The sequence below is a fragment of the bacterium genome (assembly GCA_035528375.1).
Classification (GTDB): Bacteria; RBG-13-66-14; RBG-13-66-14; order RBG-13-66-14; family RBG-13-66-14; genus RBG-13-66-14.
Genome location: DATKYS010000012.1, coordinates 1 through 11638 on the forward strand (window position 1 = coordinate 1; position 11638 = coordinate 11638).

Sequence of the window (11638 nt, forward strand, 5' to 3'; positions counted from 1 at the left end):
CGGCGGCCCGCAGAGGGGCCACCCTACATTTACGGATATTGACTTTTCAGCATAGGGGCAACCGTCCACGGTCGCCCGCTCTTAAACTTAGACAAGGGGCTTCAACCCCTTGTTCACCCTTCTATGGCGGATCCAAGACCGGGTCGCGGGGGTCGGGAACGGGGAGGCGCCCCGACCGCCAGGCGGGGTCCAGCGGGTCCAGCCCGCCCTCGATGAGCCCCAGCATGTCCCCAAAAAGCTCCCGCTCGGGCCCGAAGCCGGGACCGCGGCGGAGAAATTCGCCCAGCAAGAACGCCGCTTCCTTTAAATCGCCCTGCGCCTCGGCCAGGAGCGCTGCCGCCGCCCAGGCGCGGTCATCCGTCGGGCCCAGGGCCAGCGCCACCGACAGCTCCCGCCGGGCTTCGTCCCCCCGGTCCAGGGCGCATAGAAGGAGCGCCAGCGCCAGGTGCGGGCGCCCGTCGGCGGGGGCCAGATACGCGGCCGCCCGGAGCTGGACCTCGGCGCGCCAGGCCTCCCCCTGACGGAAGCGCAGCAGCCCTAAAAGAAAGCGCAGCCGCGCCTGGTAAGGGTCTTCCCCGAGGGCCGACTCCAAAAACGCCGTCGCCCCCTCGATATCCCCGCGGACTCCGAACCGGGACGCCGCGAGCCACGCCCCTTCTCCGCCCCCCTCCTCCAGCGCGTCGTAGAACGGCGGCTGGTCGGTGTTCGCGCCGGCGGGAACGACCAGCCCGTCAATTTCGGCTGGCCTCGCCCCCTCCTCCGCCCGGTTGAGCGCGGCCAGCTCCGGGCCTCGCTCCGGGTCGCCCAGCGTCCGAAACGCCAGGGCGTAAAAATCCTCCGAGGGCAGCGCCTTTATGAAGGCGCAACCCGGCGGAGGTCCCGGCTCGACGGCGCAGCCGAGCAGGATTAGAATCCCCGCGAGGGGGAGGAGTTTTTTCAAACCAGATAGGGGTTGGACCGCTTCTCCTCGCCCACGGTGGTCGCGGGGCCGTGGCCCGGCAGGAGGCGCGTCGAGTCGGGCAGGGACATGACGACCCGCTCGAGGTTGTGGAAGAGCTTGTCGGGGTCGCCGCCGGGGAGGTCGCTGCGCCCCACGCTGCCGGCGAAGATGGAGTCGCCCACCGCGGCGATGCCGTACTTGGCGTCGTAGAGCACCACCCCGCCAGGCGAGTGACCCGGGAGGGGAAGCACCTCGAGCTGGACGGCGGGAAACGTCAAAAGGGCCGGATACGCTGTGAAGTGGGGCCACTCGGTGGGCCGGGGCCCGTAGACTTCGAGCCACTCCTCCTTCAGCGCCGCCACCCAGATCAGGTCGTCTGGGTGGAGGTAGCAGGGGATGTCGTGGCGCCTGGCCATTTCCCCGGCGCCGCCCAGGTGGTCGGGGTGGCCGTGGGTCAGGGCGATGGCCCGGGGCTCCAGGCCGTTCTCCTCCAGCACCCGGGCGATTTTGGGCACCTCGGCCCCGGGGTCCACCACCAGGGCACCACCATCGCCCACGGGCCACACGTAGCAGTTCATCTCCAGCACACCGACCACCACGACCAGCGGCTCGCACATCGCTGCTCCTTTCCGGCGATGGTAGCAGAGTCGGCCGCCGGGTACAACACGCCACCGGAAACCGCCCCGCTTGACACCCCCCGCCGGCCGCCGGTACAATGCCTTGGCTCATACCCGCTTTCCAAGGAGCGCCGTGCCCGAAGAGAAGGACCGTGGAATGACCATCCGGCTGGTCCTGGCCGTGGTGATATCCATCGTGGCGATGGTCGGCATCAACTTCATCATCGGACTGGGCTCGGACGAGGAGGGGAAGACCGAGAACACCACGGAAAAACCCGGTGAGACGGAAAAACCCGTGGAGACGCTGCAACCCGCCGCAGAGGAGGAGACGGTCGCCGTGGAGACCGCGCCCGCGGAGAGCGTCGAAACCCCGGCCCCCGCAACGGCCGAGCCGCGCCTGACCCCCGACCAGGAGCGGCTGATCACCCTGGAGACGGACCTCATCATTCTGCGCTTCTCCAACATCGGCGGCGCCCTGAAATCCGTCACCCTCAAGGAGCACAAGGACTACGACGGCTCGCAGCTCGTCCTTTTCAACAAGGCCCTGGGCGAGTACTACCCGGGCATGGTCTCCACCTCGGAGTTCGACGCCCTCACCGTCCACACGGCCAACCACGCCGCGGGCGAATATAAAATCGAGGGCGAGGAGCAGTTCACCGTCACCTACTCGGCCACGGTGGCGGGCATCCGGGTCGTGAAGAACTACACCTTCCGCGGAGACTCCTACCTCGGCCACTTCGACCTCACCGTGGACTACCCCACCCAGGACCACCGCTCCTTCAATCTCAACCTGGGCACCGGCCTGGACCGGCAGGGGGACATGCGGGAGCTGGTCCGCAGCCTGCTGGTAACCACCGGTGAGGTCGGGGGCGAGGAGTTCGAGGAGAGCCCCGGGGACAACGACCTCGAGGAGGCCTCGGGCCCCATCGCCTACATGGCCATCGCCGACCAGTACTTCGCCCTGGCGCTCAAGCCCACCGAGGCGCTCACCGGCGGCCGGGTGGCCCTCGAGCCGCTGCTCGACCCCCCGAAGATAGCCAACACCGTCATCGAGGTGCGTACCGACGCGAGCGGCCGCTTCAAGGACCGCTTCCAGCTCTACATCGGGCCGAAGCAGTACGACACACTCCAGGCCCTCGGGATGGGGGACGTGGCCGACTTCGGCTGGGACTTCCTCGCCCCAATCGCCATCGGCGCCCTCAAGCTCCTCAATTTCTTCGAGGGATTTCTGGGCAACTACGGCCTGGCGATTCTTCTCCTGTCCATCGCCCTCAAACTGGTGATGGTGCCGCTGACGAACAAGAGCTTCCGCTCCACCATAGCCATGCAGCGGCTCCAGCCGAAAATCGAGGCCATCAAGGAGAAGTACGCCAACGATCAGCAGCGGGCGAACCAGGAGATAATGGAGCTCTACAAGAAGCACAAGGTGTCGCCCCTGGGCGGCTGCCTTCCGCTTCTTCTGCAGATGCCGATATTCATCGCGCTCTTCGGGGCGCTCCGAAGCGCCGTGGAGCTCCGCGGCGCCGGCTTCCTCTGGATAGCCGACCTCACCCTGCCCGACTCCCTGTTCAACTTAGGCTTCACCATACCCCTCCTGGGCTGGTCAACCTTCAACCTCCTGCCCATCCTGATGACCGCCGCCATGTGGTACCAGGGCAAGATGACCACCAGCTCGGGCGTCAAGCAGAAAGGTTTCACCAAGTACCTCCCCCTCATCTTCGGCGTTCTTTTCTACAACATGCCCTCGGGCCTGGTCGTGTACTGGATAACGAACACGGTGCTGACCATGGCGCAACAGTACTGGCTGCGCAAGGTGGACGAGGCCAAGGGCGTGAGCGAGCCGGAGCCCAGGGGGAAGGTGGTCAAGACCGTCCCCGCCTCGGAGCCCAAGGCCAAGCCGAAGCCGAAGCCGAAAAAGACGGAGGCCGCCTACGAGGTGCAGTGCGAAAAGTGCGGGCACAAGACGGACTGGAAAAAAACCCTGCGCCGCGAGTACAAAAAAGTCAACCTCCGCTCCGGGGGGAAGGGCGACGTGGACGGGGTTTACTGTCCCCGCTGCGGGGCGGCCCTCGCCCTGGCCGTGGACGACGACCCCGACTACTCCCTGGTGGCCGCCGACCCGGAGAGGCCGATCCCACCGAAGGAGGACCGGGACTGGGGGAAGTTCCTGCCCAAGCCGAAACCGGGCGAGGAGGGTTACAACAAGGTCAAGACCAAGTAGCGTCCCGGCGGCCGGTGCCTTTCTCCACCCGTCGGCTACGGTTCGTCTCCACCGGCGGATGCACGGGCCGGGAAAAATTTTTTGAGCTTTCATCTCAACTGATACTCAATCCGTTTCGGGGGTTGAGAGCACCGAAGGGTAGTGTTATAGTTGTGGGCCGGATGGGTGTAAGTGGGGATTTTTCACCCGGTCCGCGGTAAAACCACGAACGACCCAGACCGCTCATAACGTCAAGTGGGGCACCGGGGCGCTGTGGATTGACGGGACGTGACAAAACCTCGAACGGCTCCGACTGCTCATAAATCCAACCTCCAGGGGAGTACCCAGCGATGATCGAAATCCGCTTCCACGGCCGCGGTGGTCAAGGTGCGGCCAGCGGTTGCACCGTCTTCGCCGACGCGGCCTTCCGCGGGGGGAAGAGGATCCAGGCCTTCCCCATGTTCGGTGTCGAGCGCCGGGGTGCGCCGGTGGCCAGCTTCGTCCGCATCTCGGACACCGAAATCCGCGCCCGCCACAACATCTACACCCCAGACCACGTCATCGTCCTCTCCGAGACGCTCATGGACACCATAGACTGCACCGACGGCCTCAAACCCGGCGGGACCATCACCGTGAACACCGCCAAGAGCCCGGAGGAGCTCGGTCTCAAGGGCGACTTCAAGCTTTACACCGTGGACGCCACCCGGATATCCATCGAGCACGGCCTGGGCTCGATCACCTCCCCCATCGTGAACACGGCCATGCTGGGCGCCGCCGCCAAGGTCACCGGCCTGGCCGACATCGAGCTCCTCATGCAGTGCATCCGGGAGGCCGTCCCCTCGAAACCCGAGGAGAACGCCGCCGCCGCCAGGGACACCTACGACGCGATTACCCCGTAGCATCTCTCTGAGGAACGCGCGCGTTCCCTTTTTTTCGCCGCCCTATTGGAGACAAGGGGTTTAAACCCCTTGTCTGGAAACCTCCACAAACGGGGGCCAGATGCCCAACAAGCATTACGTCCACCTGAAGAACATAGACGACATCCCCACCATGGCCAAGACGCTCTCCACCATGCTGGTCAACGAGACCGGCTCCTGGCGCAACGTCCGACCGATCATCCACAACGATGAGTGCACCCAGTGCGGCATCTGCTGGAAGTACTGCCCCGACATGAGTATCTCCGAGGACGCCGAGGGCTTCCCCGTGGTGAACCTCGTCTACTGCAAGGGCTGCGGGGTGTGCGCCATGGAGTGCCCCAAGGACTGCATCGAGATGGTGGAGGAGGTCCGCTAGCCGCCGTGTGATCAGACGAGGGGCAAGACAGGTGGTTTAAACCCCTTGTTCCTCCCCTCGCCTTCGACGTATCTTTTTTACTTCGCATTACTCCTTTTCCCGCGGACCGGCACCCGGTTCGAGGAGGTTCGATGAAGAAGGTCATCACCGGCAACCACGCGGTGTCCTACGGCTCCATGCTGGCCCGGGCGGAGGTGGTCGCCGCCTACCCCATCACCCCCCAGACCCAGATAGTGGAGAAAATCTCCGAGCTGTGCGCCGACGGGGTGATGGACGCCAAGTTCATCAAGGTGGAGAGCGAGCATTCGGCGATGGCGGCGTGCATCGGGGCGTCGGCGGCGGGGGCGCGCGCCTTCACCGCCACCAGCGCCCAGGGCCTGGCCCTCATGGACGAGATGCTCCACTGGGCGTCCCACGCCCGACTGCCCGTCGTCCTGGCCAACATCAACCGCTCCATGGGCCCCCCCTGGTCCATCTGGACCGACCAGAACGACACCATCTCCCGCCGCGACACCGGCTGGATTCAGTTCTACTGCGAGTCCAACCAGGAGGTCACCGACTCGGTCATCCAGGCCTTCAAGGTGGCCGAGCAGGTGGAGATGCCGGCGATGCTGGTCCTGGACAGCTTCTACCTTTCCCACACCTCGGAACCGGTGGACCTGCCGGACATCGCGCTGGTGGACAAGTATCTGCCGAAGTATCAGGCCAAACAAGACCTCGACCCGGCCAACGGCCACCCGGCCTACGGGGCGCTCTGTAACGACGAGTGGTACTACGAGCTGCAGATCAAGATGCAGTGGGCGATGGAGAAGGCGCTGGACGTGATAATCAAGGAAGATGAGCTCTTCGGCGAGATGTTCGGCCGCAACTACCCCGTCGTCGAGGGTTACCGCGCCGACGACGCCGAGTACCTCGTCTTCGTCTCCTCGACCATCGCCTCCACGGCCAAGGACGCGGTGGACCGGGCCCGGGCCGAGGGCATCAAGGCCGGCTCGGCCAAGGTGCGCCTCCTGCGGCCCTTCCCCAGGCCTCAGATAAAAAGTATCGCCAAAGGCAAGAAGCGCCTGGGCGTCATAGACCGCAACCTGAGCTACGGCTCCGAGGGCGCCTTCTACACCGAGATCAAAAGCTGCCTGTACCACGAGCCGGAGCGGCCGGAAATCCACGGTTTCATCGCGGGCCTCGGCGGCCGTGACGTCACCGTGGACGCCGTGTACGAGATGATCAAGATAACGGCGAACCAGAGCCCCAAGACCGACATCAACTGGCAGGGGGCCAAGCTGGCGTAACCGTCACCGGCCCCGGACCGGCGGGTCGGAGCCCGGGGCGAAAGGATTTGTGATGAAATACTCGATTCCCACCGAGGAGTACGTTACCAGCGGAACCGTGGCGTGCCAGGGTTGCGGGGCGGTGCTGGCGATGCGCTACGCGCTCAAGGCCCTGGGCCCGGACACGGTCCTCTCCGTCCCGGCCTGCTGCTGGAGCGTGATTGACGGACCCTTCCCATACTCGTCCACGCTGGTGCCGCTCTTCCACACGGCCTTCGAGACCGCGGCGGCGGCCGCCTCGGGCATCCGCAACGGCTTCGCCATCCGGGGCAACGACCACACCACCGTGATGGCCTGGGCCGGCGACGGCGGTACCGTGGACATCGGCATCCAGGCCCTCTCCGGCGCCGTCGAGCGCGACGAGGACATCATCTACGTCTGCTACGACAACGAGGCCTACATGAACACCGGCATCCAGCGCTCCGGCTCCACCCCCTGGGGCGCCTGGACCACCACCACCCCCGTCCGACATTTCAAGAAAGAAGAGAAGAAGGACATGGTGGAAATCATGGTGGCCCACGGCATCCGCTACACCGCCACCGCCTGTGTGAGCCACGCCGAGGACTTCGTCAAGAAGATGAAGAAGGCCAAGGAAATACGGGGGACGAAGTACCTCCAGGTCTTCGCCAGTTGCCCGCCGGGCTGGAAGATGAAGTCCGAGGACTCGATCAAGGCGATGCGCCTGGGTGTGCAGACCGGCATCGTGCCCCTCTACGAGGTGGAGAACGGCGTGTACAAGATCAACCACAGGCCCAAGGAGTTCAAGCCGGTGGAGGAGTATCTGAAGCTCCAGGGGCGCTTCCGTCATCTGACGCCGGAGGATGTGGAACACATCAGGCAATGGCGCGACCACCATTGGAAGGTTCTGGAGGCCAAGGTGGCCATGACCCGGGAGCTCTACGGGGCGGACGCGGCCGGGAAGTAGACACGCGGCGCACATCCCCCGTTGCCTACCTTTTAAGCGGCGTTGATGGGTGCTCGTAGGGGCGGACCTTCAGGTCCGCCCGTTTCTATGGTTGCCCTCACCCCTAACCCCGTCGGCGCGCCGTTCCCGCGGGGTGGAGGGGACGCACGGGCGACCGTGGACGGTCGCCCCTACGGGTCGGATTTGCATTGGATAAACGTAGGAGCGGGTGTCCACACCCGCCCGTTCGGTTATCCACCGCCATTCGATTGAATATAGTTCTGGCCCCACCCCGGCCAGCAGGTGGGCCTCTCCCCAAAACGAGAGGGGACAGCACATAAAACGGGGGCCAAGACCGGCCCCCATCTCTACCGTGCCCGACAATAAAACGGGGGCCAAGACCGGCCCCCATCCAGCTGCGGTTCCCGCCGACGGCGACACCCAACCCGACGCTCGACTATTTCTCAATAATAAAGGGGGCCAAGACCGGCCCCCATCTTGATCATTTTCCACTAATAAAAGGGGGCCTTAACCGGCCCCCTTCGCGAAGGTGCAGAGCTCTAGAAGAAGAACTTGAGAGTGACCTTGTAGCTCGACCCGGTGATGTTGGCTGCGCCATCGTCATCGGTGGCATCGTTGCCGTCGTCGCTGCCCAGGGAGATCGGGTAGCCGATCTGGAAGCCCAGGGCGATCATGTCGCTGAGGAAGTAATCAACGGCGGAGGTCAGGTTCAGCCCGTAGGTACTGGTGTCAACGGGATCACCAATGCCCCAATCAACGCTCCTCATGAGGTAGAAGAATCCGAGGCCGGCATAGCCCACGAAGGGGCCGTCGCCCACGGTGCCCAGGAAGTTGACGCCGAAGTCCATGAAGGACTCGCTTGCATCACCCAGGTCGCCGGTTGCCGGTGAAATGCCCAGGGCATAGTTGAAGACACCCTGGAAGGTCAGGCCGGTGATGCCGTACTGGAGGTTGATACCCAGGCCCAGGGCGTTTCCGGGATACAGCATCGAAGTGCCAGTTCCGAGAGAAAGACCGGCTCCGAACTTGCCCTCGACCATGTTCTTGCCGAATGCGGCCGGAGCCATCATGAGCAACACAACGGCCAGAATGAGGAATTTCTTCATGTGGAGCTCCTTAGGGTTTAGGGTTAGGACGTAGGTTACAAGCAAGCCTTTGATAGGCTTAGACAGAACCCGCATGGGTTCTTACAAGATTATTGGTAGAGTATAGCCTCACCGGAAAAAAAAGTCAAATTTTTCTGTAACTTTTTTCTGCAATCTGTTGTGGGGGTTAATCTTAACCTCTGTAAAACGATACGCATCTGCGACGGCGCAGCCGTAAATCCGCCGCGGATCGGGCTCCGCCCACAGCACTAGCCGGAGCGGGTCGCCCGTGCGAGGAGAACGGTTCCGGCAATCCCCAGGGCGAAAGCGATGGCGGCCCCCGGAACCCCGCCGATGGCCACGGTGGATAAAAGTACCAGGGCCGCCGTCCCCACCCCGAAGTAGAGGCGCAATCGCCCGAGGCCGGTTCCCGTCGGCTTGGGCGGCGTTTCCATGTAAACCCGCTCGGCGACCGCCAGGGCCACGCCCCGTCGTCCGCCGGCCGCGTAGCGCAATCGGTGAATCGGCATGTGGACCAGCGCAGTATCGTACCCCCTCGCGCTCTCCAGCCCCCGTCGCGGCAGATGCGCCTCGGCCTGAGCCGGAGTGATGGAGGGTTCGACCAACCGGTAGGGCTCGGGGGGCGCGTAGTAGGGGACGAGCCTGCGCTGAGGCGGGGGGAGGTTCGCGTAAAAACGACCCGCCACGTCGGCGTACGCGACCCGCCAGAGCGGGTTGTCCTCCGCGGGGGTGAAGAGATAGCAGGGCGCCCATAGCGGCTCGTTCTTCTCGATGGTGCAGGGGATGCCCATTCGGGCGAGCTTTTCCGCCAGGAGCTCAGCCGGATCCAGGGGTGCCAGCGGGTGGACCAGGTGAGCGATGGTGCGACCGTCCGGGGACACGAAATTCACCGAACCGCAGAAGGGGCACTTGACCCCCAGGCCGGATTCGGTGAGCGTCCCCTTGCAGTTGTAGCAGGCCGCATCGCCCATGAAGCTCACCCAGCCGAAGTACGCCTTTATCATACAACGGCCGTTCGAGTCGAGTCCAGCCCGCCGGTCGCCTTGACCCGTGATTTGGATGGTCGTAAAATCCAGACCGGTCCCGGGCGGGCTCGACCGTGTCCCGACCGACCCAACGAAAAGGAACGATGTGGAAAGAAGGCTCCAGATCAGCATCATCGGCGGCGCAAGCTGCAGCGAATCCACGGCGGCCAAGGCGGAGGAGGTCGGTTTCTTGCTGGCCGAAGCGGGGGCGGTGCTGGTGTGCGGCGGCCGGACCGGCGTGATGGAGGCGGCCTGCCGCGGCGCAGCCAGGGCCGGGGGAACCTCCGTCGGCATCCTCTTGGGGTACGATGACGACGAGGCCAACCCCTACGTGGACATCCGGATACCCACCGGTCTGGGCGTGGCCCGGAACGCCATCGTCGTCGCCTCGGGCCGGGCGGTCATCGCCATAGACGGCTTCTACGGCACCCTTTCGGAAATCGCCCTGGCGCTGAAGATCGGCCGCCCCGTAGTCACCCTGGGAAGCTGGCTGCTGCCGCCGCCCCCCGCCGGGCGGAAGGCCGGGGACCCGCTCCACCACGCCCACTCGCCCCAGGAGGCGGTGGAGATGGCGCTCAGACTGGCGCGGCAATCCCCGGGGGTGACGTGAGAGAGACGCTGCAGGCGGTCGTGGAGGGGATGGTCCAGGGCGTGGGCTTCCGCTGGTTCGTGATGCGCCACGCCCGGGCGCTGGACCTGGTCGGCACGGTGGCCAACCTGCCCGACGGGACGGTCCGGGTGGTCGCGGTGGGCGAACGTGCCGACCTGGAATCGCTCGCCGCCCTCCTGCGCGAGGGTCCGACGGCATCCAGCGTCTCCGGCGTTAAACTCCAATGGGCCCCGGCCACGGACACCTACCGCGATTTCAGCGTTTTCTGAACCTGAAGTCCCCGCCCCGAGCGGCGCGGGGTTTTTTTAGAAAAGTTCGCGTGCCCGACCGACGGAGGTAATGTGCCTTTCGACGACATCGAGTCGGCCCTGGAGGCGCTAAAAAAAGGCGAGATGGTCATCGTCGTGGACGACGAGGACCGGGAGAACGAGGGCGACCTGATCATGGGGGCCCGGTTCTGCCGCCCCCAGGACGTGAACTTCATGATCGTCCACGGGCGCGGCATGCTCTGCACCCCCATGGCGCCCGAGTTCACCCGGCGCCTCGAACTGGACATGATGGTGCCCGACGCCCACAGCACCGCCCTCTTGGGCACACCCTTCACCGTCACCGTGGACTACCGCCACGGGGTGACCACGGGCATCTCCGCCGAGGAGCGCTCCAAGACCATCCGGGCCCTGGCGGACCCGTCCTCGACGCCCGGGGATTTCGCCCGACCGGGCCACGTCAACCCCCTGCGCGCCCGGGAGGGCGGGGTGCTGGTCCGCGCCGGACACACCGAGGCCGTCGTTGACCTCTGCCGCCTGGTCGGCATCGAGCCGGTCGGCGTCCTCATCGAGATTCTCAACGCCGACGGGACCATGGCCCGCCTCCCCCAACTGCGCGAGTCGAGCCGAGAGTGGGGGGTCCGGCTCATCTCCATCGCCGACCTCATCGAGTACCGCCGCCGCACCGAGGTTTTGGTGAAAAATGTCGCCTCGGCCCGGCTACCCACCGTCTTCGGCGAGTTCACCATCCACACCTACACCTCCACCATCTCCGACGAGTACCACGTGGCCCTGGTGATGGGCGAATTCAGCGGGGAGGACCCGATCCTGGTGCGGGTGCACTCCGAGTGCCTCACCGGCGACACCTTCCACAGCCTGCGCTGCGACTGCGGCCCGCAGCTCGACGTGGCGCTCCGGGCCATCGCCCTCGAGGGGCGGGGGGTCCTTCTGTACCTGCGGCAGGAGGGGCGCGGCATCGGCCTGGTGAACAAAATCCGGGCATACGCCCTCCAGGACCAGGGGCGCGACACCGTGGAGGCCAACCTCGAGCTCGGGTTCCCCGCCGACCTGCGCGACTACGGAATCGGGGCCCAGATTCTCTACGACCTCGGCGTCCGCAAGCTCCGGCTCATGACCAACAACCCGCGGAAGATAGTCGCCCTGGAGGGGTACGGCCTCGAGGTGGTCGAGCGCGTGCCCGTGGAGGTGGACCCCACCGACGAGAACCTGCACTACCTCTTGACCAAGCAGGAGAAGATGGGGCACCTCTTCAGCAACCTGCCGGAGGGGGAGAAGTCGCACCACCACCAGCACGAGGTGGAGTCGGA

The 11638-nt window shown here is 65.2% G+C and carries 12 protein-coding genes; 8 read left to right on the plus strand and 4 right to left on the minus strand.

Annotated elements, in window-relative coordinates:
- Nucleotides 1–121: 121 nt before the first annotated feature.
- Complete coding sequence (locus tag VM054_00780) at nucleotides 122–940, minus strand: hypothetical protein (GenBank protein HUT97591.1); 819 nt, start codon at nucleotides 938–940, stop codon at nucleotides 122–124.
- Nucleotides 937–1557 carry an MBL fold metallo-hydrolase gene (locus VM054_00785; protein HUT97592.1) on the minus strand — a complete coding sequence of 207 codons (621 nt, stop codon included), beginning with the start codon at nucleotides 1555–1557 and terminating at the stop codon, nucleotides 937–939. Before VM054_00785 ends, VM054_00780 begins: the two co-directional genes overlap by 4 nt.
- A gap of 133 nt (nucleotides 1558–1690) precedes the next feature.
- Here VM054_00785 and yidC point away from each other — a divergent pair, with 133 nt between their 5' ends.
- From yidC to VM054_00810, 5 genes are all read left to right on the plus strand, one after another.
- Complete coding sequence (gene yidC / locus VM054_00790) at nucleotides 1691–3778, plus strand: membrane protein insertase YidC (GenBank protein HUT97593.1); 2088 nt, start codon at nucleotides 1691–1693, stop codon at nucleotides 3776–3778.
- Nucleotides 3779–4107: 329 nt separating this feature from the next.
- Entirely contained in the window at nucleotides 4108–4656 is a 549-nt protein-coding gene (locus tag VM054_00795) for a 2-oxoacid:acceptor oxidoreductase family protein (GenBank protein ID HUT97594.1), read from the plus strand.
- A gap of 100 nt (nucleotides 4657–4756) precedes the next feature.
- Entirely contained in the window at nucleotides 4757–5050 is a 294-nt protein-coding gene (locus VM054_00800; GenBank protein ID HUT97595.1) for a 4Fe-4S binding protein, read from the plus strand.
- 131 nt (nucleotides 5051–5181) lie between these two features.
- Entirely contained in the window at nucleotides 5182–6339 is a 1158-nt protein-coding gene (gene porA / locus VM054_00805; protein ID HUT97596.1) for a pyruvate ferredoxin oxidoreductase, read from the plus strand.
- A 52-nt stretch (nucleotides 6340–6391) separates the two neighbouring features.
- Complete coding sequence (locus VM054_00810; protein HUT97597.1) at nucleotides 6392–7303, plus strand: 3-methyl-2-oxobutanoate dehydrogenase subunit beta; 912 nt, start codon at nucleotides 6392–6394, stop codon at nucleotides 7301–7303.
- Nucleotides 7304–7842: 539 nt separating this feature from the next.
- Here the strand turns inward: VM054_00810 and VM054_00815 are convergent.
- Together VM054_00815 and VM054_00820 are read right to left on the minus strand one after the other, a co-directional pair.
- On the minus strand, nucleotides 7843–8409 hold the full coding sequence (locus VM054_00815) for a hypothetical protein (GenBank protein HUT97598.1): 567 nt from the start codon (nucleotides 8407–8409) through the stop codon (nucleotides 7843–7845).
- A 248-nt stretch (nucleotides 8410–8657) separates the two neighbouring features.
- Nucleotides 8658–9413 (minus strand): hypothetical protein, encoded by a 756-nt coding sequence (locus tag VM054_00820; protein ID HUT97599.1) that lies wholly within the window; start codon nucleotides 9411–9413, stop codon nucleotides 8658–8660.
- A 127-nt stretch (nucleotides 9414–9540) separates the two neighbouring features.
- Between VM054_00820 and VM054_00825 the strand changes: the two genes are divergently transcribed.
- The 3 genes from VM054_00825 to VM054_00835 form a co-directional block, all read left to right on the plus strand.
- A complete protein-coding gene (locus VM054_00825) occupies nucleotides 9541–10044 on the plus strand; it encodes a TIGR00725 family protein (GenBank protein HUT97600.1) in 504 nt (167 codons plus the stop codon).
- Nucleotides 10041–10313, plus strand: coding sequence for an acylphosphatase (locus tag VM054_00830; GenBank protein ID HUT97601.1), 273 nt, complete (start codon nucleotides 10041–10043; stop codon nucleotides 10311–10313). Before VM054_00825 ends, VM054_00830 begins: the two co-directional genes overlap by 4 nt.
- A gap of 72 nt (nucleotides 10314–10385) precedes the next feature.
- Nucleotides 10386–11638: bifunctional 3,4-dihydroxy-2-butanone-4-phosphate synthase/GTP cyclohydrolase II (locus tag VM054_00835; protein HUT97602.1), on the plus strand; the 1253-nt coding region annotated here is incomplete at its 3' end.